The organism is Candidatus Nanogingivalaceae bacterium (genome assembly GCA_015257795.3).
Lineage (GTDB): Bacteria > Patescibacteriota > Saccharimonadia > Saccharimonadales > Saccharimonadaceae > Nanogingivalis.
The window spans coordinates 203852-228926 of the sequence record CP072208.2 but is presented as its reverse complement, the minus strand read 5'-3'; the positions used below and the strand labels follow the sequence as shown (position 1 = coordinate 228926).

The following is a 25075-nucleotide window of genomic DNA, read 5'->3' as shown; positions in this document are numbered from 1 at the left end:
AAGTATAGATTTTTTATAAAAATAGTAGTATAATAGGAGCAATATGACAAAAATTTTACTAGTAGAAGATGATAAAAGTTTGCGTGAGATTTATGGTGTTCGGCTCTTGGCTGAAGGCTATGATATTGTCTCAGCCGGAGACGGTGAAGAAGCTTTAGCGATGGCTATTAAAGAACGTCCAGATTTAATTGTTAGTGACGTTATGATGCCAAAAATTTCTGGATTCGACATGCTTGATATTTTAAGGTCAACAACCGAGACCCGCAATATTAAGGTTATTATGATGACGGCACTCTCCAGTGAAGATCAACGAAGAAGAGGGGAAGCTCTTGGTGCTGATCGATATCTAGTTAAGTCTCAAGTTGGTATTGAAGATGTTGTTCGAACAGTTCACGACGTTCTTCAAGACGGTCATTTAACCGTAGAGCAAAGAACTGCCCAAAAGCAAGCAGTAACTACAAACACTCAACAAAATAATCCAGTTCAACAAAATAATTTTACAGCTGCACCCTCTGCGCCCGCTCAACCTATGACACAGGTCGCCTCAACCCAGCCACTGCAGCCACCTGTTCGAGCAGCAGCTCCAAGTTTAGCTCAATTCGAGCGAGAACGACCAGCTCCTGCCGGATTTGTAAGCCAACAACCTCAACCTACTATGCCGGACACTACAGTACGACCGATCCAACCGGTTAGTCGCCCTATGGCAGCTACTTCACCCGCACAAACTCCAACCCCAATAGCTCACCCCACTACAGTAAACACCCCAGCATCAAGAAGTATTGAAGCTCCTGCGCACCCGATCAGCGATTTCGTCAACCAGCCTCATACAGCACCATCACCGGTTCAACAAGAGACTGTTCAATCTGTAGCTGGAGAGAGGGTAGTTCAACCACTAGAGCCGCTCAATAGAACTGATGAAGAAAATCTCGCTTCGCAAATTAACGATATTCTAAATAGTGGAAATAGTGAAACTTTTTCAAATTCAAATATACAACAACCTCCTTTTGGAGCTCAATAAACCGTGGATAAAGAAACAGAACGCTTAAATAAATTCCTAGCTTTACAGCTGGGAATTTCGCGTAGACAAGCAGATGAACTTATCGAAAAAGGCAAAATCTCGATAAACGGAAAAGCCGCAAAACTGGGGGCGAGATTTCAAGACACTGATATTATAAAAATTGGTGATAAAGTAATATCAAACAACCGCGAAGAACGAATTTACCTACTATTTAATAAACCCCGCGGATATGTTTGTTCAAGAAAAAAACAAGGCGTGAATGAAACAATTTATGCAATTTTACCCAAAGAGTTTCATTCTTTAAAACCTGTTGGTCGGCTTGATAAAGATTCTAGCGGGCTTTTGCTCTTAACAAACGATGGCGATTTTGCATTCCAAATGACACATCCGAAATTTCGAAAGATTAAAGAATACCTCGTAGAATTAGACGAGCCGCTTCAGCCATTACATCAACAAATGATTGCAGATTTTGGAATAAATTTACCCGATGGAAAATCACAGCTTGGACTCGAAAGACTTAATGATTCGCGAAAGAACTGGAAAGTTATTATGAGTGAAGGGCGAAACCGCCAAATCCGCAGAACTTTTTCGGCGGTTGGTTATGAAGTCGTAAAACTACACCGAACCGTTTTCGGAAACTACTCCTTGCCGAAAGATTTAAAATTTGGCGATTTTCAAAAAGTTCAAAAACAATAAGAAAAGACCTCTACTTGAGGCCTTTTTTAAACCTTAGACTCCTAGAGCGTTCATTAATAGTGTCATCGCATAACCAGAGCTTATTTGCACTTCTTGATCAAGCATAATTTCGCAGAAAATATCTAGAATTTTTTCAAAATATTTTTGAAGATCTTTAGGGATTTGGTCTTTTTTACCAAGGCTAGATTTGTGTTGACAAGCGTATGCAATCTTCTCGGTTATTGTCTTTTTATCCTTAAAATCAGAGTATCCAATTTTAGAAGCGTCAACTATCGCAAGCTGATGAATCGCCGTTAAGTTTCTAAACTTACTCGGTTTAACATTCTTAACAAACCGATTCTGAAGATCAAGTATGTCATCAACTTCAAAAAGATTTCGAAAAACTTCAATATCACAATACGGATCATCGCTTAAAAAAGCTTCTTCAATTTTCGAACGCGTCTCTTTAGCGACAGTTTCTCGCGTACCCATTGTTGCAATGTTGAATATTTGACCATCTAAAGGTTTTTGTGTATCTAAAAGTCCTTGCATTTCTGCACCTCCAAAATTTTCTTGGATTTTTATTGTATCATTTTTTAGCTTTTAAAGCAAGTTTTTCAATATTGATTTTTGTTTTGAAAAATTATAGAATAAATAGATATGCTAAAAACCAAAAAAGAACTTCGAAAAATGTTTTTCGATAATTTTCTCGGTACGATTGCTGATAACCTTGTCGAAGCAAACTGGGCACTAGTAATGGCCTGGTATCCAAATGTAGCCTATGCGGAAAAATCGCTCACAATGTTTGCTGTAACAGATACGCTTTGGGTGGTGCTTTCCTGTGCGTATTATGCCGTTCGAACAGCTTTAGTCTCGAATTTGCCTGCTTATATGGTGAATAAAAGTGCAGATAAAGCTTCGAAACCCCTTAAAAATGCGCTTTATTTGGTTTATTTAATTCTAACACCACCAGCACTAATTTCATTTATTTTTGCAGGTGAATTACTAAGTTCGCTTGGCGTTTCACAAGAACTTCTTGCGCTTTACGTGCCATATTGGCGAATTTGCGTAGCGACGATCTTCTTGGCTTGCCCGAGCCAGATGCTGATCACTTCTTATCTTAAAGCTACTTTTCGAACGAGACAAGCGATGCTTCTCGACCACGCAACAACATGGACGATGGCAATCGGATCATTTTTGGCGCTATGGGTTTTTGGCTGGGGTGCAAATGGAATGATGATAGCTTGTTTTTTGGCGAATATTATTCCACTGATTTATTTTTTAATTGCAAAACCTTGTCCAAATTTCTTTAAAAATGGTTTTGAAATTGATATAAAATGGATCAAAAAACTTTGGCTTAACACAAAATGGGAAATTATCCGCAGATTAGCACCACGAATTGCCGCAATTTTTACAACATCTTCGTTATTACACCTTTCACCATCATTCGTTTCAGCCCGATATTGGATTTATACGATTGGTGCTTTTCTTGAAGGTGTAGTTGATGCAAGTGCAAGTCTTGCAAATGTTGACGTTTCTTATAATTCAAAATTAGGCTTAAAAACTCAAATGGAAGTTTATCAAAATAATAAATTTATTTGGCGGTTAGCTTTAAAATTTTTCATTATTCTTACAGTTTCGATTGGGTTTTCGGCGCCAATCTGGGTGAATATTATTTCGAACGATTCAGCAGTAAAAAATGCAATTCTTAATCCAATGATTTTGATTTTATTCGCAATTGAAGTTGGCTCAAAGATTCGCTATTATATTTTGCTCTCGATTACGCGTTCGTATTTGAAAAAATTTAACGGGGTAATGCAGATAATTTACGCTTTATCGAGCAGTATTTTGACGCCCGTCGGAATTTTCATCTTTCTCAAAACTTTCAATCTTGGCTTAACCGGCGTTTTTGCTACAACCGCAATCGTTGGTTTCTTGCAATTCTTTTTATCTGAAATTTATCTTCGAAAACAAAAAATTAAAGTTGGATTTTAATTTTCGAAAGTTTGAATTTTAAACAAAAATATGTTATAATTATTTTACTATGTCTAAAAATCTCCCAAAAGTTGCAATTATTGGTCAAGCGAACGTTGGAAAATCTTCGCTTTTTAACCGAATGATTCGTGCTCAACAAGCCGTTGTTGCACGAGAAGCCGGAACAACGCGCGATAGCGTTCTTGGTAAAGTTAAATATAAAAATCAAGCCTTTTGGCTAATTGATACCGCCGGATTAAAAGATCCTAACGATGAATTTGAAGCGACAATTCAAGAACAAATTCAAGATGCAGTTGACGCCAGTGAATTAATTTTGGTGGTCCTTGATAGCACTAAACCTTTTTCGAATGAAGATCGCTTGATTGCAAAAAAGGCCTTAAAATCTCGAAAGCCTGTAATTTTGGTTCTAAATAAAACCGACCTAAAAGGGAATTTACCAAATGAAGAATTTTTGCGCCTTGGTGTTAAACCGATTATTCGAACTTCTGCCGAACACAATGCTGGCGTTGATGAACTTCTAACCGAAATTGCTGAGAATATCCCAAAAGTTAAAGAAGAAAAACAACCCGAAGATGTGATTCGTGTAGCTTTGGTTGGTCGCCCAAACGCTGGAAAATCTTATCTCTTTAATACAATGGCTGGAAAACAGCAGGCGATTGTAGCGAACGTTGCAGGAACAACGCGTGATACAAACCGCACCACAATTCGTTTTAACGAAAAAACCATCGAAATTATCGACACAGCCGGAATGCGCAAACCCGGAAAACAAGAAGTTGGAATTGAAAAATTCTCAGTACTTCGAACTTTGAATGCAATTGATGAAGCTGATATTTGTTTGCTTTTAATGGACGCAAACGAGCTTAACACACAGCTCGACCAACGAATTGCCGGCTTAATTAACGACGCCGGAAAAGGGATGGTCATCGTGGTTTCGAAATGGGATAGCGTTGAGGGAAAAGATGCTTATACTCGTGATGCTTTGGCGCCACGAATCGCATACTATTTCAAATTTACACCTTGGGCACCACTAATCTTCACGAGTTCGAAAACTGGCCAAAATGTGACTAAAATTTATGATTTAATTCTAAAAGTTCACCGCAACCGTGCAAGACAAGCAAAAACCTCAATCTTGAATCAGCTTTTACAAAAAGCAACCCAAGCTCATCCGCCAGCAGGTTTGAAAAATACGCATCCAAAATTGCGCTATATTTCACAAAGCGATAGCAATCCACCTTGGTTCATTATCCACGGCTCAAACTTAAAATTTGTTCACTGGAGCTATAAACGCTATTTAGAGCGCTTGATTCGCGAGAATTTTGATTATTCCGGAACGCCAATTAAGTTTTCTTTTAGAGACGAAAAACAAATTAAAGAAAACCGCGCAAGAATTTCAGCTGGTAAAAAAGTTATCGATAAAGCTTCGGGTGCACTTAAAAAAGCTGCCGACACGCAAAATAAACGCGAACGCAAACGCGACGAAAAACTTGCTCGAATTCAAAAAAATCAATAAATTTCGCCCCGTGTTGGGGCGATTTTCGAAAGGATAAAAATGAAAATCATACTTTTTCAGGGCAATTTTCCCGAAAAATATAGCGGAACTCGCCACAATGCCGGTTTCGAATTTGCAGACTATTTAGCAAAAAAGTTTAACGCAAAATTTCAAGAAAAGCCAAAATTTAAAGCTTTTATTACTGAAATTTCGCTTTTTAATGAAAAGGTTTTGCTTGTTAAACCAACAACTTTTTATAACGAAACGGGTTTTTCGGCGCGGGCGATTTGCGATTTTTATAAAATTGATTTTCGAAAAGATTTTTTGGCCGTCCACGATGATCTCGATTTGGATTTTGGCGTGGTTCGCGTTCGAAAAAGTGGAAGTTCTGCCGGAAATAACGGTTTGAAATCTTTAATTTCAGTTTTTGGCGAAAGTTTTCCAAGAATCAAAATTGGCATTGCTAATGAATTTTTACCAAGAATTGGCGCAATGAATTTTGTTCTTGCAAAATTTTCAAAAAGTGAAAGCGAAAAACTACCCCGGATTTTTGAAATTTGTGAAGAACTTGTTGAAGAATTTGTGAAAGATTCGCTTCAAAACGACAAGCGCTCAGTTTGAAATAGTTGCCAGAATTTGATATAATTGACTAGATGAAAAAGGCTAAAACTAACGCAAAAAATATCGTAAATCGACGCGCGAGATTTGATTATGAACTCGGCGAAGAACTGGTTGCTGGAATGAGTCTTCGCGGCGTTGAAGTTCGCGCAGTTCGTGATGGTCGCGTTAGTTTAAAGGGCGCTTTCGTAACGCTTCGAAACGGTAGAAAAGGTGAGGAATTATGGCTTAATAACGCCAGTTTTTCACTCAAAAATCAGGGCGAAGGACTTTCAAAAGCCGATACAATTGACACTTCACCTAAAAAATTATTAGCAACTCGTAAACAAATTCAAAATTTTGCCACGCAAAAAAAAGCCGGTTTAACTATCGTGCCCGTTAAAATTTTAGCCGAATCGCGCTTTATTAAAATTGTAATCGCGCTCGGAAAAGGTAAAAAACAATACGACAAGCGCGAAACTCTAAAACGTCGCCAATCTGAACGCGAAAATGCGAGAATGTTAAAGAGGTATTAAATGAAAATTTTTTCTTGGAATGTTAATGGAATCCGTGCAGTCGAAAAAAAAGGTAATTTAGCTGAATTTTTAAGCATAAAAAATCCCGATATCGCGTGTTTTCAAGAAATCAAAATTGATGAAATGCAAATTTCGAAAGAGAATTTTGATGAAAAATATCCAGAATATTTTAAATTTTATTCTCACGCCGAAAGAAAAGGTTACGCCGGAACAGCAATTTGGTCAAAGCAAAAGCCACAAGCGATTTTGCGAAATTTTCCACAACAAATTCTAGATAAATTTAATCTTGCCGACTCTTTTGGTGATTCTTCAACCGAAGGGCGGATTTGTGCCGCCAGATTTACAGATTTTTGGCTAATTACCGTTTATACACCAAACACAAAAAATGATTTGGGCCGATTAAAATTACGCGAAAATTGGGACGCGGCGTTTTTAGCTTTTGTAAAAGGCTTAGAGCTTGGTGAATTTTCTTGCGAAGACTTTTCAAATAATATTGATATTTTCGAAAACGATTCAAACGAAATCTTTTTACCAAAACCCGTGATTTTTTGTGGCGATTTAAACGTTGCTCACGAAGAAATTGACCTTTCGAATCCAAAGTCTAATCGTGGCAAACACGGCTTTACAGATGAAGAGCGCCAAGGATTTTCGAATTTTATTTCAGCGGATCTTGTTGATATTTTTCGAATTCAAAATCCAGAAAAAGCCGAGATTTATACTTGGTGGAGTCATTTCGCAAAATCTCGTGAACGGAACGTTGGCTGGCGGATTGATTATTTTGTAGTTTCGAAAGAGTTAAACTCGCAAAACAATCGTGCCGAAATTCATAATGAAATTCTTGGTAGTGATCACTGTCCAATCTCTTTGGAGCTAAATAATGCTTGATTTTTGGTACGCTCAATCTTCAAAACTACTTTTTCCAGAAATCGAATGGAGTAAGCCCGAACAACGGGCGCACGCCGGCAAACTTTTGATTATCGGGGGCGGGGCAGGGAGTTTTCATGGTCTAGTAAATGCGCATAAAACAGCCCTTCAAACTGGAGTAGGGGAGGTTCGAGTGCTTCTACCTGACAGTTTAAAAAAAGATATAAAAATTGATTCCCACGAACTTATTTTTGCAAAAAGCAATCAATCTGGCGGTTTTTCAAACCAAGCATGGGAAGACTTCAAAGCAGGTGAAAAATGGGCTGATTCAATTCTATTTATTGGCGACACTAATAAAAATTCTGAAACAGCCATCCTATTTGAAAAATTCATTCTCGAAAGCGAAAAACCAATTTTCATCACTCGCGACGCAGTTGATATTCTTTTAGATTCTTTTAGTGAAATTCTATTTAAAGAAAATATTAGCATCCTAGCTAGTTTTGCGCAACTTCAAAAAATTTTTTCGAAAATTTTCTACCCAAAAGTTTTAACCTTTTCAATGAATCTTTCAAACATTGTTGAGGTTTTGCATAAATTTACATTATCTTACCCTGTAGAAATTTTAACTTTAAATAACGAAAACTTTATCATCTCCGAAAACGGTGAAGTTTTTTCAACACCTTTAAATTCAAATTTAAATATCGGTAAGCTTTCTCCAATAAAAATTTGGTCAGGAGAAGTCCCCACAAAAATTACGACTTGGCAAATCTGGAATAAACACCAACGTTCAAAAGCTGCAATTACAGCAGTTTCATCTTGATTTTTAAAAGCATAAGCGGTATAATGGTTTAAAATCAGGAGGGCAAATGATCGAAATCAACAAAAGTCACCCAAAAGAGGTGAATAATATTGTTAAAAACGAAACTTTAACTAAAAAAGTTGATTTTAGTCATTCTCAAAAAAATAAAGAGCCTTTCTCGAAACTATCAAGAAAAAAGAAAATCATCATTGCAATTATTGTTGTTTTAGTTTTGCTAGTTATTTCGGTTGGCGTCTATTTTTTGTTAGCAAAGAACCAGCCAAAACCAGCCAAAACAGTTACAAAAATCCAAAAAACAGAAGTTAAAAAGCCAGCCGTGCCGGAAAAATTTTATTCAAGACTATCGGGAGTAGAAGTCGCAAGCAAAGAACTCGAAACCGCACCAGTTTTTGGCGTAATGATCGAAAATTCAATTCCTGCACGCCCTCAATCTGGGTTAAATCAAGCAGAAGTTGTTTTTGAGGCTATAGCAGAGGGCGGAATAACCCGATTTTTGGCTTTATACCAACAAAACAAACCTGAATTAATTGGACCAGTTCGAAGCGTCCGTGGATATTATATAGATTGGGCTTCTGGGTTTGACGCTTCAATTGCTCACGTTGGCGGATCCGGTGATGCGCTTGCACGAATTCGTGACGGTAAACACAAAGATATGGATGAATTTTTTAACACCCGAACTTTTTGGCGTTCAAGAAATCGTTACGCACCCCATAATGTCTACACTAATTCGGCGAATTTAATTGCATTAGCAAATTCAAAAGGTTGGAATTCTTCAAATTTTGAAGGATTTTCTCGAAAAAATGATTCGTTAGCTTCAGCCAAAAATGCTTCTCAGATTCAAGTGAACATATCTGGTTTTTCTTATAATTCAACTTATATCCATAGGGATGATTGTAATTGTTATTTACGTAGTCAAGCTGGCGTTGCGCACACAGATTTATCTGGTGGTCAAATTTCCCCAAAATCTATAGTTATTTTAAAAATGAACAATGGTTTAGCTAGCGATAGATATCACAGTACTTATGAGAATTTAGGATCAGGAAGCGGGTTAGTTTTTCAAGATGGCTTAGCTACTGAAATAATTTGGTCTAAAGCAAATGAAAATTCTCCCTTAACACTTAAAAATAAAGACGGAACACCCGTCAAACTGAACCGTGGTCAAACCTGGATTGTTGCCGTTGGTAATACTACCGGGTCTGTAACTTTGCAATAATTTTATATTTTAAAATCATCTTTGTGTTTTTTGATTATTTTATTCCTTTTTAAAATATAATACGGAATTTGTAAAAGAATAAAAATAATCCACATTAACGAAAGGTTACTTTTTTGAGAATGGTAAATAATAGACATAATAACAAAGAATAGCGTCAGCCACAAAACATTTTTTCGCATTTTAGCAATTTCTTGCTGTATGCTATACTTAGATCGTTGCTTCAAAATACTTCGTGTCTCAATAGCTAGAGCTTCTTTCTGTATATTTTCACTATACGCATCTGAAGCCTTTTTTTGAATATCTTTCGAGGCAAAATTTTTATTTTCTTCAATTTTTATATTATTATTTAAGGGCTTTATTATTTTTTCATTCATAATGTCATTATAGCATAACACCATTCAATTAAAAAGCTCCGGGGTGAGTAGGGGAGTAGTCTATTTTTACTTCACGGTCAACAGTCTCTTACTAATATCCAGCAAAATAAGATCAAATCTAGACACAAAATACCCCTCTTCGGTTTGATGATATGATTTAAGCGTTTCTAAAAAAACTAATTACTTTAAATATTTTTGTTCGCTTTTTGTTTGCTAGTTTGGGCTAACGGTTTAAATTTCACATAAGCTGTTAGTCCTCATTTAGGATATTGTCTAGTTTTTCAGATTGAGAGATTGATTTAACAGCGTCAAGAAGACCAAATTTATCTTTTTTATCAACAAAATAATCAATTTCTAAACCATTTTTAAAACGTAAAGTTAGGATAGTGAAATAATTTCCAGATTTTTCAGATTTTTGTGTACGAAGTGCAACACGGGCAACTGTTGAAATGATATTATCTTGATTTAATAATTTTTCTTGCATAATTGATTTTTCTCCTTAAAAAATTATGTTTTCGTATTTACGAAAACATATTAGCATACTCAAAAAAGAAAAACAAGATGTGTCGCACAATATATCTTTTTTGTACATTTGTCAAGTTTATGTTAAAATATATACTTTTTAAAAGTGTTAGATATAAATATTATACCATAAAATTACATAAAAAATGTTGTTTATTTTACACCATTTTTTATATTTTCTAATATCATTTGCTTTAATTTTTCATTATCAATTTTGACTGAGCCCACACGCAAAAGAGGGAAGTTTGCTTTTTTAAAAATATCATTTACAATTAAATCACGCTTGATTCTGTCTTTTTCGTTATGTGTGGAGTCATCAAGTTCAATCGCTAATAGAGTTTTAAAATTTCTTGAATCGACTAAAACAAAATCTACTGAAAGTCTGTTAATAAATCTAAATGCTAGTTTAAAATTTTGACCTTTTACATTGTGAAAAAATAAACTTGATAGGTGAATTTGTGGAAAAATTAAAATTGAATCACCGCAAATTAATTTTAATTTTTTATAAAATTCTTGTTCACGTTCGGTCATTATAACATATTTTCGATTATATCTATATACTGTTGAAATTTTTTGATTTCCAGAATCTGAAACAATAGCTTTAATTATAATTACAAGAATTATAGGAATAGCAAGAAAGTATAATAAAATATCCATATTTTAAATTATACAGGAATAAACCTATTTCAACAAGTTGAAATAGGGAGTGATCACTTGATAAATCAAGATGATAACTTTTAAATTTTTATGTGCAATTTTTCACGTTTGAAGTGATTTTCGAGTTTGTTTACGTATTTTGAAAAGGTGAAATATGAACAATTTAAAGGGATTGTGTAAATATCGTGGTAATCGTGTTTTGCGGTTAGGAATTGTTCAGGTATTTTTTGAAATTCACTTATGAAATTTTCTATTATTTCAGGTTGTTTTAGGTTTCGACTTGACCAGTAGCGTTTAGCGTTTTTATCTGTTATAAGCTCTTTTGTGATATATTTTTTAATATAATTAGACATTTTAGTTTTATCACGAATAGGAGCTATTTCTGATCGCCCTAAAGTATATCTTGTGATGAATTTACGGTTTTTATCTTTCTTTTTGCTTTTAAGTTCAGATACTGTTATATAATTATTTTTTCGTGTGTAAAAATTTTCGGTTTCATTTTTGTAATTTTCTAATAGGGCGTGGAAGTGCCAAGCGCCGTTCTTGTGTCGTTCGGGGACTATTAAATATTTGAATTTGTGGCCATGATGTCTAAAGTGGTTTAATTGTTCGGTTTTTAGCCAATTTTTAAGCAGGGAAGACATTTTTTTAAAATCGTGGCGGTTGTTTTCGTTTTTAACTTTTGGATTTTTAGGATCAAATGTGAAAGTAGCAAAATGTGTGAAATTATTACATAGTACATAATCGCTAATTTTAGTTTTAGTGCGGTTGATTGATTTTTGTAAATAGTCTTGCTCTTCGGCGTTTTCTTCGTTCGTGAGAATAGCGGAAACACCACGATCTGAAAAGTTAGTAAATACAATAGGGCGGTGATACTTAATAATTTTTATAGTATCGGGATAAATTTTAGCATAGCTTGAAATCTCTTTAAACTTAATCTCTTTATTATTTTCAAACATTGACTTTAAAAGCCTTGAAGTTTGATTTTTTAATGCTTGCATACTTTCTCCTTAAATTAGCGTTTTGTGTGTTAAGTGTGGCTCTTGACAAGGGTTGCCCCAAGGGGCAACGCCCCGCCACAATTAAGCAATTTGTTCACGTTCGATTTTAAAATAGTGTTTTATCTCAAAATCAGGGCAGTATTGATAGACAGATAGGTGAGTATCTCCACAATATGAATTTGTTTGTATTTTCATAGCTTTTTGTAATTTATCGAGAAGTTCAAAGCGTTGTTTAATGACTAAAAGGGCAGTTTTCGCATCTTTTTTAGTCTTATAATGTGCAATAGGGGTGCGGTTGTGATATAACGTATATTGAAATTTACGTGTAATTTTTAGTTCGTATAACATAATTTCTCCTTTAAATAATGGTTATTATCGAGGCTTTCGTGCGCGCGTCATCGACTTGCGGACGCACGAAAGCCTTTCTTTTTTTTTCTGCTCTAAATTGATTACCTGAAAATCTTCAAATTCTGCCTTTCCTGACACTACTTTTTGTAAGGTATCGTACATATTTCTTAACTTTTCAGAATGAAAGAAAAAGCCCGTTTTTACTGAATGACCAATTAAAGCACCGCTATAATCTGTTGTTAGTTTGTGTGCATCATAAACTTTGTTTACGGTGAATATATTTCCGTAAGTGGAACACATAACTAAATAATTCGCTTGCTCTCTAAATGGTTTGGCCATACGTAAGAATAGCTGAGAAGTACCTATAATAGCTTTACGTTGCTTGCGTTGTTGTGAAATTTCGGTAAAAATATAGGGCGGTATATCTTTAGACTCCAAAGCATTAAAATACGTATGTATTTCATCTATTAAGTAGATAACGCCGTATTTATCGTTATTGATTTCAACTAATAAACGATGTAGATCATCATGATTTCTAAAAGTTATAATTTTGTTCGGTAAATCACTGTTAAACTCCAAATTCGTAACTAAAATTGATTTAGGGTAGCGAACCATAAGATTATAAACGTGTTTTACGGCTGAAAGCGTTTTGCCTGAGCCTTGCCAACCGCAATAGACAGTTAGACCACTAGCACGAAATAGCTCTTTATCTTTTGAATCTATATAGTTTTGTTTGATTGAATCGATATGCGGTTTTGTTTCTTTTTTAATAAATGATAAGTAAGACATTTCACTCCTTTATTTGTTTTTTACGCTTAAAGCGGGAAGTTTGTAAATCACCCACCATATAAACGAAATTGCTAATTCAACGGGCAACAATACAGCTGTAAATGTAAACATAAAGACCATCAATTCTCTTGAACCTAACAAATAAGCTAACATCTCTAAAGGCCATTGAATAAACGCGACAACTGGGCGCAATGATGGTAAAGCGCTTATAAGGGGGGCTATCGCCGAATCGACAGTTTTAACCAACGCCGAAAGTGGAAATAGCGCAACTTGTATTAATTTCATCAATAATATAACTATCATATTTTTACTCTTCTTTCTTCTTCCATCTGTCCCATATGAACGCTGAACCCATAAGAATAGGTACAAATTCAAATAATCTGTAAGCTGACCACCAAACAAACGCGAATATCAACAACGTGCGCGCTATTGTTATATAAATAGGTGGCACTTTACAAATAGATAAGCTCATGCGCCACGCTTTACCGTGCATCTTTTCCATGATGGTATTTGTTCCCTTATCATAGATGTTCTCATTTAAATAATCACTAGCACTGTCCCAATATTGATTATTACAATTTAAATCATAACGAAAACCTGATTTTTCAAGTGGTAAAAATGTAGCATTTAAGATGGAGGTTATCTTGTCGAAATTAAACATAGATTTTAAATTAGACATTTCAGTGTCTATCTGACCTTCAGCGGGGACAAACAAAGTAGTAACAGCGTTAATTAAACCATCAAATATTGATTTTATACCATCTAGAATAAGTTTTGGCAAATCAATGATAGCTTTAAGCATATTTCCAATAGATTGGATCATAGGCGCGAAAAAGTCGCTGATTCCTTTTATAATATTGTCTGTTATACCCAAAACGACCTTTTGAGTTCGCGTAATCGAATCAATCATGGGCTGAAAGAAGTCTCTAATAAAATCACGAATGCCAGCGAAGAAATCGCCAAATCCACCACCGCTATTATTTCCGCTGTTACTATTTGAACTATCGGTTTTTCCACCTATCGGCTCGACTAAAAAACCACCTTCATTTAAATTCCAGCTATTTTCTTTCAGCGCTGTACCACCCAAAAGGGTAAGCCCGTTTTTAAAATCTTGATCTGTATAACTTGCTATTTCAAAAGGTTTGCTGAAATTATATACTTTATTAACATATGGTGGGTCAGACTCTTGTGTTTCGCGACTATAATCAGTTTGTGTATAACCAGATGCTTTCAACTTAATTTTAAAACTTCCCGCTTCTTGTACCATATACAGGCCGCAACCATCAATAGTTGTATAATTATTGTAAGGATCTTCACAAATAAAAGAAATAAGTTTTATTTTTTCTGAATATTTATCGGGCGCATAAAAATAATAATGTAAATTTATAGGTGTATCTTGCTCTATATATACTTGCCGATAATAAGCTCTCTTAAAATCTCTGTCTTGCGCGGGTGATATTTTATAACTTTCAACGGCGAACGCGTTTTTGCTTAGAATCCCAAATAAACCACAGCATAATGCAAAGCCAAATAATAAAAAGTAAATTTTCCATTTGTTCATACTCTACCTTTTAGGGCGAACTTTCATGTTTTTAATAAAATATAATGCTAGAATCGTAAGCATTATGATAATGAGCCAAGTTATATCATCGAATTTTACAAATTTATTATGCAAAGGGGTGTAATAATATATATCTTGCATATTTTCTCCTATAGTCTATCTCTAAATAGCACGTTCATTATCATTGAATATAAAAGGTGAATTCCTGCCAATACTCCAATGATAGGTAATAGAAAAACAAAACCTTTAGAAAATAGGTCTAAAATTATACCGATAACTTCATTTGATGATACGTTTTGAACCATTATTTTTACCTTTAATTAAATAAGCTTAAGTTTAAAATATAAAAAAGTGATTATAAAAAACTATTTTTTCGATGTTTTTATACTAGATGTGGATTTGTAAAAAATAAAAATGAACCTAATAAAGTACTAATCACTTTTATTTCAATTTAAGTTATAATTTAAGCTAATTTAATTGTTAAATTTATATTATAGATGAGTAGTTTTAAATCATACTCAGGATTGGGAGAAAGCAGGGGATTAAACCCGACCGCTTTTACCGCGGTTGATAACCTTTCGCACGATAGTAATACCTACCATACCTACAAGAATAGGCGCAACGAAAGTCAAACCGTTTGAGAATGCGCTCTCAATTCCAGTGATAATTTGAGTGTTCAAATTTTCAGGGAAGTTGATTGCTCCTAGTTGCTCAAGCATTTTAACTCCTTTTTTACGTTGATATTATTTTTTTGTTCGCTTTTTGTTTGCGATTTTGGGCTAACGGTTTAAATTTCACATAAGCTGTTAGTCCTCGTTTAGGATATTGTCTAGTTTTTCAGATTGCGAAATTCGAGAAATAGCATCTTTAAGACCAAATTTATCTTTAGGATCTACAAAATAACGGATTTCAAGACCATTTTTAAAATGCAAAGTTATAGTAGTATAGACATTGCCAGTTTTTGGCGATTCTTGAGTTTTAATAGACAAACGGGAAAGTGCTGAAATAATATTATCTTCGTTTAGTAAATTTTCTTTATTCATGTAATTTTTCCTTAATTAAATTTAAAATTATTTTATATTACATGATCATTTTATCAAATAAAGAAATTATGTCAAGTGTCGCACAATATATCTTTTACGACAAATACTTAGGTACTATAAGATAACTAAGTATTCATCATACATCATAACACTTAATCCATATTTGTATTTATGTATTTATATATTTACATAATCTTCAAATTATTATTTTACATTCTTATATCTCTACAGACAATGTATTACTTTTAATAATTTAATAGATTAATATACCTTTTTTCTTAACGTAAGATTTTTATCTGTGATTTTCGTTACCAAATCTCCAGCATTAAAATTTCAAAAAATAAAAAAGAGAATTAATACATGTATCTTTTTTTATTATATGGGATAAATTGCTTATTGCCGTGGTTTAATATCTTTATTGATATTTTATAAAACTTTAGATTATTTACCGATAAAATATCATTTTTATAGCTTATTAAATTATTGTTTTAACCCCCTGCTTTGCTATTATTTGACAAATTTGACTTTTTATTATTTTATATAATAATATAGTTTTTTATAGACTTCTCTTTTATTTATATTCTAACTAATCAAATAGAACAAAAAGCGAACAAAATATATATTCCCCTTTTTTAATCTTTTCGAAAAATATCTATTTATAATATCCTTTTCCTTCAATTCTTAAATCTACATAACTAGGTGAAACCTTATGCGTCGCAAAATAATTGATCGCTGTTTTAAAGTTAGCCATTTGCCCCTCGGCCGACTCAGATGTAGACATTTTAGCATAATATTTCACACCATTCACAGATACCTCGACCTGCCTTAAGCTAGCGGGAGGAATACGAATTTTAGTAATCTCTAAACCGTTATTATTAGCTGCAGCAACTAGCTTTCCAACAAAACTAAAGAAACTACCACTTGCAACATTTTTACCGTTTGATGCTGTCAAACCACTATCATCGACAATTGCTAATGCAGGCTTATCAAAAAGGGTCGTAGAAAAAGAAGCACCTTCAGAATCAACAAATAATTCCTTCCCTTCAGCATTCCATGAAGCAACTGGTTTTCGAAAACTTAATTCAAAATTATAAGAAGTAATACCATTCAAGTTTATATTAGAAATATCCAGGATTTCAGGATTATCATTCTGAACCTTCGAAATTAATGCTTTTTTATTTAGATTTGGCATAAATCTCTCGCTAGGGTTTGCCGAAAAATATTCTTCTATCGAGGTTTTGTATTTTTCTAAATTATTGTTTGAAATACTCTTAGCGGTAACTGAAACCCTAGATACAAACTGGAGTAAAAATACAACCATTAAAATTGAAACAGCTGTAATACTTATAAAAAATACACTTAGTTTTCGTCGGCGCACAATTAATTTATGCTCTTGTGTTCTTTCAGATTTATTCCATTCCCTGTTAGAAATAGTTACACCGCGGCGAAAAACACCCTTCTCTTCGGAGTGCTTTTTTAGAATTTGCTCGCGTTTTTCTCGACGCGTTAAGTTTTCCGCTTCTTTCATCTCTTTAAATTATACCATAAGCTTGATGTTTTTTACATATCTATTGATTCAAAAATTAATTTCGCAACATCTTTTGCCGCATTCGGTTTAGCAAAATTACCAAATTCTTCACCCAATTTATTCATCCTGTTTGGATCATCTAATATTCGAATAATTTTATTTGAAAGAATTTCAGGATTTTCTTCTATTAGATCGTCTGAAACAACTTCAACCGCACCAGACTTTTCATACACCTGAGCATTTTTTAGCTGATGACCACCAGTCAATCTTGCATTAGGAACTAAAATTGTAGGTTTATGTAATGATGCAAGCTCAAGATTAGACGTTGCCCCGGCTCTAGCAACGACTAAATCCGCAGCAGCTAGAAATTTCCACATATCTTTTGAGACAAAACTTAGAAGATGAAAATCCTCAGGAAATCCTTCAATTTCTTTTTGAAGCTCTTCAAATTGAGCAACGCCCGATATTAAAATAATTTGAGCTTTTCTTGAAAGCTTAGTGCCTTCATAAACCACAGCATTATTTAATCGAGCAGCACCAAGACCGCCGCCCGTTACTAAAACTAGTGGCTTTTCACTTAAAAATCCAAGCTCTTTTTTAAACTGTTGTCGTTCACTTTTACTATACTTCTTAAATTTATCTAGAACCGGAATACCCACATATTCAGTTTTCTCAATAGGATAATTATAGAACTCCAATGGTGCACCTGTTGCAATTTTTTTAGCAAATCTTGAAATTATGCGATTTGCCAAACCAGGGTGCGCATCAGAATCATGAATAACAATTGGAATTCTCAGCGCCCACGCCGCCAATCCGGCTGGAACACAAACAAACCCACCTTTACAAAAAATAACATCTGGACGGTTAACGACTAATTTTGTAAAAGCCTGAAAAATACCTGCAATATTCTTAAAGATATCAATAAAATTACCAAATACAACACTCGGAACCGTTAAATGTTGCCAAAAACTTAGATGATTATATCTACGAAATTTACCACTTGAAATTTTCGAAACACTAACTTGCTCACCAAAAGACTGCTGCATAATTTTTGTAGCTTGTGGTGCAAATTTTTTATCGCACCAAAAATACAACTCAGTATCAGGTTTTTTCTTTAATATCTCTTTAAAAACTGCTACTACGGGCACCACGTGACCGCCCGACCCGCCGCCGATTGCTAGTATTTTCATAGCTTTCCTCCTTAAAATCTTCAACTTGCTTAAACGATGTGTAATTTGAAATATTGAAAACGATTCCGAGAACGCCCAAGATCACAACCAGACTTGTTCCTCCGTAAGAAATTAATGGAATTGTGATTCCTTTTAGTGGGAAAAGTCCAACCATCGCCGCCACATTAATTACTGTTTGTGAAGTTATCCACCCAGTAACCCCAGCGACAAAAAGTCTACTTGCAGGGTTTTCCATTCTTGAAATAACTTTAAGAAGTTGATATATTAGCCCAAAATAAATTGCTAATATTCCAAACAGCCCTACAAAACCAAACATCTCACCCATCACCGCAAAAATTGAGTCATTAATGGTTTCAGGTAAATATCCTGCAGACTGAACTGAATTTCCAATTCCTAAGCCTAAAATTCCACCTGAACCAATTGCAAGCTTAGCATTACAGATATGATATTGATCTTTTCCACTTTCCGTTAAGATATTACTGCAATCGCCTTTCGAAAATGTTAAAATACGCGAAATTCGGTGTGGTTCAAAAACAATCAATAAAACAACTCCAGCTAGAATCACCAAACCCACGGGAACAAGCTTATCTGACTTCATGCCAGCAACAACAAACTGAAAAGCTATCGCAATAATAATCGTAGTCGCTGTCCCAAGATCCTTTTGAAAACCAGCTACAACCAACAACACTGCAATGATAATAACACCTGCAGGCAAAATAGTTTCCTTATAACTATTGATTTTACCCTTAGAAGCCTGTGCACCAAGAAATGTTGAAAGTAACAATATTGCACCGATTTTCAAAAATTCAGCCTGCTGGAAGCTAAACCCAGAAAAACCAAACCAACGACAAGCACCATTTTCACAAATTACTGGTGGTAAGTTGAACATTGCTAATCCCGCAAGAACAACGCACAAAATTAAAGAAAATACAAAAATCTGCGAAGATCTCGAAAAAATCCAGTTTAACGGGATTGCTTTCATTCCAAAAAAGAATAAAAGCCCGATAACAATATACGTAAGATGTCGCCAGAAAAAGTAGTAGTCATCATAATTTGTGCCCTTGGCAATATTGAGAGAGTTCGCTCTTTGCGGGCTCAATGAAAACATCACGACGAGTCCAATCAAAAGCAACAAACCAATAAATAGGAATAATATATAGTTTGCTCGGTGTTTTCGAATCTTCTCGAAACCTTCAAGGTTTAAGCGTTTTTTATTATCAGCCTTAACACTTTCACGAATTCGAACACAAGGGTTTATAATGAAAATTATAATTGACGACCTTACTAAAAACCAAATTCTTTCCAGCAAGCTACCAAACTGACCCTTTAAAAAATCCTGAATAACAGCCATAAAGCTATCATTCTTCAAATCACCATCAAAGAAACTATTTTTCTGAATAGTTCTTTTTTGACTACTTAGGTTGTTTCGGCGCGGCGAATCCGAAACTGCCAGACGTCCAGGATTACGCCTAGCACTATCGCGCACAGGTTGTCTTCTTCGAGTTTCCATTACAGGATTTTATGCTCTGCCAGCGCCAAAATTATGCCAACGAATGCTGTAACCATTCCAATAATCCAAAATCGCATTGTAATTTTAGTCTCTTCCCAGCCTGTTGCTTCAAGATGGTGATGTATTGGTGCTGAAATAAACACTTTCCGCTTAAAAACTTTTTTCGAAAAAATCTGAATAGCACTCGAGCCAGCTTCAATCACAAAAATTAATCCAATTACAGGCAAAAGAAGAAGTGAGTTAGTTAGCATTGCTACGACGCCAAGAGACGTCCCCCAAGCGAAAGAACCAACATCACCCATAAAGAAACGAGCTGGATATACATTAAACCATAGATACGCAAGAAGCGCCCCAAGGACAGTGAAGCAGAAGGCTGCTAGATTATGTTGATTTTGCACGAGAGCGATGATTCCAAAAGCACCAAAGGCTGCGCTTAACAATCCGCCAGCTAGACCATCAAGACCATCAGAAATATTTACCGCATTACTTGTCGCTACGATGGCAAAAATAAACAACGGAACCATCCAGTAACCAATTTCAAAGTTACCAATGAATGGAATCATGACAGTTGTAAAATGAAGCTTAAATGCGAAAAACCATGCCAAAAAACCAGAAAGTGCAATAATCATCGCAAATTTCACAGGAGCACGAAGCCCGGCATCTTTACGATTTGAACCCCATACATTCAGAATATCATCAATCAAACCAATAGCCGCACCACCAGCAAGACCAGCCAATGGCAACCAAGTCTGTTCGCGCTTCAAATTCAATAGAACTGTAAGTACGACAACCGCAATAACGCCAATAACTCCAGCCATTGTTGGAATATGTCTTGCGATCTTTTTAGCGTGAAGCTTATTCACCACAGTTAGAGCTTCACCCGTAACGGAAGCTGTTTTTTGCTTCTTCCAAAACTCATATTTGTATGCAAAAAATGTATATAACGGTGTTAACCCCATCGCAAGAATAAATCCAGCGAGGCTAAACAATGCCGAAACTATTAAGTGATTTGTGATGTTTAACATATTCCCTCTTTTCTAATTCGTTGGTTTAACTTCTAAATAATTCAATAGCCAGTTTGAAATTTCCGTAAAAATTGGTGCGGCATCTTTAGAACCCTGTAAGTTTTGATTTTCACCCCAAACAGCTACCATTATAACATATTCCGCCTGATCTCCGCCACCAAATCCAACATAACTACCAATTGTTTGATAATCGACATATCTTCCGCCAACAATTGTTTGGCTAGTTCCGGTTTTTCCACCAATTTGGTAACCAGCTGGATCTTTTGCGCCACCAACTTTTCGAACGCCTTCAAGAATTTGTTTCATTTGCTGACTAGTTTCTTTAGAAATAACGCCCTCACGACTAATCTCTGGCGATTTTTTCGAAAGATTACCATCTTCATCAACAGTTCCAGCTACTATGCTTGGTTTGTATAATGTTCCACCATTAACAAGTGATGAAAAAGCTGTTGCGGTTTGTAGCATTGTTGTAGCCATACCCTGACCGAAAATCATATTTGAATATCGAACCGCATTTCCTTCTGCGTCTTTTGGTGAAACTAACGAGCCCTTGCTTTCGAGAACCTCGATTCCTGTTTCGCGACCAAACCCAAACCTATTGTGGAAATAATCATAAATTTTATTTCGAGCAGTATCGTTCAGCGATCCACCACCAAGCAATTTTCCAATAGTCACCATTCCGGTATTCAACGAATAGTTCATTGCTGTTTGAAGTGTAATTGAACCCGTATGACCAAGCGCAGCATTATTAATTGTAATATCTTCAATCTTTATCGAGTCAGTATTGTAATAACGAGTATTTGCATTCGCAACACCTTCATTAATACCTGTTGCCATCGTAAATGATTTAATTACCGAACCATTTTCATAAGCCATTGTTGTTGTATTGTTATTGTAAACTGAGCCGTTTTCAACCTTAGCATAAGCCGCTGGATCATATGTTGGATAATTTGCCATTGCCATCATTTTGCCAGTTTTTGGATCCATAACCAAAACTGCACCGTGCTTCATTTTTTTGGCTTCCATTTGTGCTTTTAGCACCTTTTCAACTTTTGCTTGAATATTTCGATCTATTGAAAGCGCAATATTTTTTCCATTCACAGCTGGTTTTTCGATATTTTCGCTTCCGACTTCAATCGTTTGGTTGAACGCATCTGTCGTAATTTTTTTGTAGCCATCAGTTCCGGTTAATTCTTTATTCATTGCCTGTTCGATACCATAGTTTCCACCGTTATCATTCACAAAACCTAGAATCTGCGCACCTAAATTACCTTCCGGATAAACCCTTCTCGCTTCAGCTGTAAACCCAATTCCGTGGAACTTTTTTTCACGAATTGCATTAGCCTGTTTTAATGAAAGTTTCGTTCCAACAACTTGATATCTTGTATCTGTTTTTTCGAAAAGTTTCTCGAAATCATTTTTTAGATTTCCGCCAGCAACTTTTCTAAATTCTGAAATAATTTCACTTTTCTTTACTTTTTTTGCATTAGCAATTTCTTGCGGATCGATCCAGAGAGTGTAGACAGTCTCATTCAAAACCATTTTTGTAAGCTTTTTGCCATCCATAGCATAAATTAAACCTCTTTGAGATTTAATTTCAAATTGCTTCCTCTGACCCTTGTCTGCGCGCGCACGATAATCTGCGCCCTCAATAACTTGCAAGAAAAAAAGTCGCATAACGATTATCGCAAAAATACTCAAAATTGAGACCGCTAGATAACCAGTTCGACTTTTACTTTTAAAACCTAAAATCATATATTTATATTGTATCACAGTTTTGTGATTTTTTTCGAAAAAGCTTAAACTTATTCTTATTTTGCGTAAGAAACTGACGCCGGAGTTGTCATTTTCTTTGCAACTTCGCTATTTTCAATATTCGAAAGCGCCGTAAGTCGCGCGTTCTCAACTTCTAAATCAGCCTTTTTTGTCTCTAAATCTGAAATCTTTGAATCAATTTGTTGAATTTCATTTCCATAAAGCGCTGGTTTTGAAGAATTCATTAGGAAGATAATTCCAAGTACCGCAATCAAAATACCAAGCATCAAAAATTGCGTTACCGCACCAAGTTTTGCTGTAGGTTGAAAAATAGCGATATTGTTATTTCTTCCATATGATCGCGACGAAGCCTGTGTTTGACGACGGCGACTAACATAATTTGTGTTTGTCTTATACATTGATTTTTTGTTGCGTTTAAATTTAATATTATTTTAATTTTGTTCAATAAAATAAAGCACCAAACCAGTCATTGGCTGGTGCTTTAAAGTTTAATTTTTTGTTTCAAATTTTTGTTTTTGTTTTTCGAAAGCTTTAAATACTATCGAAAATTAACTTTTACGCGAGCTTGTTCGTTAGCGTAGCTTACTTTGATTGTTTTTGGCATCTCGCCTCCTTTTGTTTTTTTATTTTCTAATGCTTACTCGCAATTTTGCACTACGAGCTCGCGGATTGTTAGCGTCTTCTTTCGCGCCATCAAGCGGTTTTTTAGTAATAATTTGAAATTTCGATTCCAAACCTTTTTTCGAATCTTCTTTAAAATAATTCTTCACGAGCTTATCCTCGAGGCTATGAAAAGTAATAATTCCAACTCTTCCGCCATGATTTAAAAGTTTTGGAAGCAATCCTAAAACTTCTTCAACCTGTTGAAGTTCGTTATTTACTGCGATTCGAATCGCCTGAAAAGTGCGCGTTGCGGGATGTGTTTTTTGCCATCCGCCTTTATGCACGCTTAAAATTAAATCAGCTAATTGTGTTGTGGTCTCAATTCTCTGCCTTTTTCGAACTTCTATTATTTTCGAAACAATTCTTTCAGCAAACCCGCGTTTCTCTTCGCCAAATTCAATTAAAATTTGCATTAACTCACTCTTATTTGCGAAATTAACAATATCCGCTGCCGTTTTTTCTTGGGCAGGATTCATTCGCATGTCAAGTGGTCCATCTTTTCGAAAAGAAAATCCCCTTTCGGCAATATCTAACTGAGGTGAAGAAACACCCAAATCCGCCAAAATTATATCGAATTTTCGACCTTCTTTCACTAATTCCCTTGCCGCAGAAAGAAAATCCATATGCAAAAGCTCTACGCCTTCATTTTTAAACCGTTGAAGCGTGCGAATTGCATTTTCATCCCTATCTACCAAAACTGAGTCTTCAAAATTTTTAGTAATATTTAAAAACTCGCCAGCGTGTCCGCCATATCCTGCCGTAAAATCGAGATAACTTTCCCCTTTTTTTGGCTGGATTTGTGCTAAGCTAGCCTGCAATAGAACTGGTATGTGAACTGATTTTTCTGTGTAATTCATAATTTAAAGCCACCTATCTGATGATTAAACTTTTTGTTTTTGTTTATTTTTTGTTTTAAGATTCATTATAAGTTTAGCCTTTTGCTTGGCGTATAGCCAACCATATTGCTGTTTGAGAGACTTATATATGAGGTGGAGTTTTATTTTGGGAGGTTTTAGAATGTGCTCCAGCTATTATTTTAACCTGGTTACTGGTATTTGTCCAGTTGTTTAATCACCAGGTAGTTGACCTTAAACTAAAAAATTACATCTATTTTTAACGTGCTTTTGTTTTTGTTTAGTGGGTTTTTCTGTTGGTTTCTGTCGTTTCCACTGATTCAAGTTTACCGCGAATTTATTTTTTTCGCAAGACCTATTTTTGACAAACACGCAAATATAGAAATAATTTTTTATATATTTTTCCACAACTTTGTGGAAAAGCAAGGCTAATAACAGATATTCCCTGTTTTTCCACAAAGCTTACGTTTAGTTGTTGAAAACCAGACTATCGTGGCAACAAAGCGCTAATTAATGCTGCGTCATACTTACTTGTAGACATAAGAATCAAGTAAGTTACAAAAATAACGAGATTAATTGCGAGTGAAAGAACCAAAACGGCACTTCGAAAGTCTTGAGTGACCTGATCTACAACTACTGTTCCATCTTCAGCAATCATAATTCCATTATTTGTTAATAAAGTTTTAGCTTTTTTAATTTCATTATCTTTTTTTGAAACTTTTTTAGTTGAAGTCTCTTTAATAATTTTAGTTTCTGTTTGTTTTTTTGTCATTTTATTCCTTTTTATTTTATTTGACTTATTTAATCTTAATTGTTTTGTATGTTTATATAATAGCATAAGTTTTTTAAAAAGTCAATAGTTTTGTTTTACAATATTCTAAAACATTTCGTTTTTCCTTGCCAAAACTTTGTTCGCTTGACTTTCTATTGTTTTATTTTATTTATTTTTTTGACATTATCTGTTTTTATTGTGTTTATAATAAACCTGCTTTACGCCTCTTTTGTAGTAGCTAATGCCATAGAATTA

General features: G+C 34.8%; 28 protein-coding genes. 9 read left to right on the top strand and 19 right to left on the bottom strand.

The features are described from left to right. Positions 1-43: 43 nt before the first annotated feature. Together HXK94_001240 and HXK94_001235 are read left to right on the top strand one after the other, a co-directional pair. The gene (locus HXK94_001240; GenBank protein QTI96512.1) at positions 44-1018 is read left to right on the top strand and encodes a response regulator; all 975 of its coding nucleotides are present in this window, start codon (positions 44-46) and stop codon (positions 1016-1018) included. Positions 1019-1021: 3 nt separating this feature from the next. After that, complete coding sequence (locus HXK94_001235) at positions 1022-1714, top strand: rRNA pseudouridine synthase (GenBank protein ID QTI96511.1); 693 nt, start codon at positions 1022-1024, stop codon at positions 1712-1714. 33 nt (positions 1715-1747) lie between these two features. Here HXK94_001235 and HXK94_001230 read toward each other — a convergent pair whose 3' ends face one another. After that, the gene (locus HXK94_001230; GenBank protein ID QTI96510.1) at positions 1748-2245 is read right to left on the bottom strand and encodes a hypothetical protein; all 498 of its coding nucleotides are present in this window, start codon (positions 2243-2245) and stop codon (positions 1748-1750) included. Positions 2246-2353: 108 nt separating this feature from the next. On the opposite strand from HXK94_001230, the gene HXK94_001225 reads away from it, so the two are divergent. From HXK94_001225 to HXK94_001195, 7 genes are read left to right on the top strand one after another with little or no spacing between them, the layout of a single operon-like run. Continuing rightward, on the top strand, positions 2354-3688 hold the full coding sequence (locus tag HXK94_001225; protein ID QTI96509.1) for a hypothetical protein: 1335 nt from the start codon (positions 2354-2356) through the stop codon (positions 3686-3688). Between the two features lie 49 nt (positions 3689-3737). Continuing rightward, positions 3738-5198 carry a ribosome biogenesis GTPase Der gene (gene der / locus HXK94_001220; GenBank protein QTI96508.1) on the top strand — a complete coding sequence of 487 codons (1461 nt, stop codon included), beginning with the start codon at positions 3738-3740 and terminating at the stop codon, positions 5196-5198. Between the two features lie 39 nt (positions 5199-5237). Then, a complete protein-coding gene (gene pth / locus HXK94_001215) occupies positions 5238-5798 on the top strand; it encodes an aminoacyl-tRNA hydrolase (protein QTI96507.1) in 561 nt (186 codons plus the stop codon). Positions 5799-5830: 32 nt separating this feature from the next. Beyond that, positions 5831-6310 (top strand): SsrA-binding protein SmpB, encoded by a 480-nt coding sequence (gene smpB, locus HXK94_001210; GenBank protein QTI96506.1) that lies wholly within the window; start codon positions 5831-5833, stop codon positions 6308-6310. Next, complete coding sequence (locus HXK94_001205) at positions 6311-7195, top strand: exodeoxyribonuclease III (protein QTI96505.1); 885 nt, start codon at positions 6311-6313, stop codon at positions 7193-7195. Beyond that, positions 7188-7994 (top strand): hypothetical protein, encoded by an 807-nt coding sequence (locus HXK94_001200; GenBank protein ID QTI96504.1) that lies wholly within the window; start codon positions 7188-7190, stop codon positions 7992-7994. The genes HXK94_001205 and HXK94_001200 overlap by 8 nt, the downstream gene beginning before the upstream one ends. A 46-nt stretch (positions 7995-8040) precedes the next feature. Continuing rightward, entirely contained in the window at positions 8041-9207 is a 1167-nt protein-coding gene (locus HXK94_001195; protein ID QTI96503.1) for a DUF3048 domain-containing protein, read from the top strand. 2 nt (positions 9208-9209) lie between these two features. Here the strand turns inward: HXK94_001195 and HXK94_001190 are convergent, their stop codons facing one another. The 18 genes from HXK94_001190 to HXK94_001105 form a co-directional block, all read right to left on the bottom strand. Beyond that, the gene (locus HXK94_001190) at positions 9210-9581 is read right to left on the bottom strand and encodes a hypothetical protein (protein QTI96502.1); all 372 of its coding nucleotides are present in this window, start codon (positions 9579-9581) and stop codon (positions 9210-9212) included. Positions 9582-9831: 250 nt separating this feature from the next. Next, complete coding sequence (locus HXK94_001185; GenBank protein QTI96501.1) at positions 9832-10065, bottom strand: hypothetical protein; 234 nt, start codon at positions 10063-10065, stop codon at positions 9832-9834. A gap of 191 nt (positions 10066-10256) precedes the next feature. Beyond that, the gene (locus HXK94_001180) at positions 10257-10760 is read right to left on the bottom strand and encodes a DUF2726 domain-containing protein (protein QTI96500.1); all 504 of its coding nucleotides are present in this window, start codon (positions 10758-10760) and stop codon (positions 10257-10259) included. Between the two features lie 80 nt (positions 10761-10840). Beyond that, on the bottom strand, positions 10841-11761 hold the full coding sequence (locus HXK94_001175) for a hypothetical protein (GenBank protein ID QTI96499.1): 921 nt from the start codon (positions 11759-11761) through the stop codon (positions 10841-10843). Positions 11762-11842: 81 nt separating this feature from the next. Next, positions 11843-12109, bottom strand: a complete 267-nt coding sequence (locus HXK94_001170; protein ID QTI96498.1) for a hypothetical protein — start codon at positions 12107-12109, stop codon at positions 11843-11845. Positions 12110-12133: 24 nt separating this feature from the next. After that, positions 12134-12898, bottom strand: a complete 765-nt coding sequence (locus HXK94_001165; protein QTI96497.1) for a hypothetical protein — start codon at positions 12896-12898, stop codon at positions 12134-12136. Between the two features lie 9 nt (positions 12899-12907). Next, positions 12908-13201, bottom strand: a complete 294-nt coding sequence (locus tag HXK94_001160; protein QTI96496.1) for a hypothetical protein — start codon at positions 13199-13201, stop codon at positions 12908-12910. Positions 13202-13205: 4 nt separating this feature from the next. Then, on the bottom strand, positions 13206-14459 hold the full coding sequence (locus tag HXK94_001155) for a hypothetical protein (GenBank protein ID QTI96495.1): 1254 nt from the start codon (positions 14457-14459) through the stop codon (positions 13206-13208). A gap of 542 nt (positions 14460-15001) precedes the next feature. Beyond that, complete coding sequence (locus tag HXK94_001150) at positions 15002-15178, bottom strand: hypothetical protein (protein ID QTI96494.1); 177 nt, start codon at positions 15176-15178, stop codon at positions 15002-15004. 87 nt (positions 15179-15265) lie between these two features. Further along, on the bottom strand, positions 15266-15502 hold the full coding sequence (locus tag HXK94_001145; protein QTI96493.1) for a hypothetical protein: 237 nt from the start codon (positions 15500-15502) through the stop codon (positions 15266-15268). Positions 15503-16154: 652 nt separating this feature from the next. Then, positions 16155-17030: a hypothetical protein gene (locus tag HXK94_001140; protein ID QTI96492.1), complete on the bottom strand. Its 876-nt coding sequence runs from the start codon at positions 17028-17030 to the stop codon at positions 16155-16157. A 32-nt stretch (positions 17031-17062) separates the two neighbouring features. Continuing rightward, positions 17063-18220 carry a UDP-N-acetylglucosamine--N-acetylmuramyl-(pentapeptide) pyrophosphoryl-undecaprenol N-acetylglucosamine transferase gene (locus HXK94_001135; GenBank protein ID QTI96491.1) on the bottom strand — a complete coding sequence of 386 codons (1158 nt, stop codon included), beginning with the start codon at positions 18218-18220 and terminating at the stop codon, positions 17063-17065. Continuing rightward, entirely contained in the window at positions 18156-19730 is a 1575-nt protein-coding gene (locus tag HXK94_001130; protein ID QTI96490.1) for an FtsW/RodA/SpoVE family cell cycle protein, read from the bottom strand. Before HXK94_001130 ends, HXK94_001135 begins: the two co-directional genes overlap by 65 nt. Then, positions 19730-20755: a phospho-N-acetylmuramoyl-pentapeptide-transferase gene (mraY, locus tag HXK94_001125; protein ID QTI96489.1), complete on the bottom strand. Its 1026-nt coding sequence runs from the start codon at positions 20753-20755 to the stop codon at positions 19730-19732. The genes HXK94_001130 and mraY overlap by 1 nt, the downstream gene beginning before the upstream one ends. 12 nt (positions 20756-20767) lie before the next feature. Then, positions 20768-22510 (bottom strand): penicillin-binding protein 2, encoded by a 1743-nt coding sequence (locus HXK94_001120; protein QTI96488.1) that lies wholly within the window; start codon positions 22508-22510, stop codon positions 20768-20770. A 56-nt stretch (positions 22511-22566) separates the two neighbouring features. After that, complete coding sequence (locus HXK94_001115; protein ID QTI96487.1) at positions 22567-22929, bottom strand: hypothetical protein; 363 nt, start codon at positions 22927-22929, stop codon at positions 22567-22569. A gap of 225 nt (positions 22930-23154) precedes the next feature. Beyond that, positions 23155-24051, bottom strand: a complete 897-nt coding sequence (gene rsmH, locus HXK94_001110) for a 16S rRNA (cytosine(1402)-N(4))-methyltransferase RsmH (protein ID QTI96486.1) — start codon at positions 24049-24051, stop codon at positions 23155-23157. A gap of 484 nt (positions 24052-24535) precedes the next feature. Further along, the gene (locus tag HXK94_001105; GenBank protein QTI96485.1) at positions 24536-24820 is read right to left on the bottom strand and encodes a hypothetical protein; all 285 of its coding nucleotides are present in this window, start codon (positions 24818-24820) and stop codon (positions 24536-24538) included. Between the last annotated feature and the right edge of the window lie 255 nt (positions 24821-25075).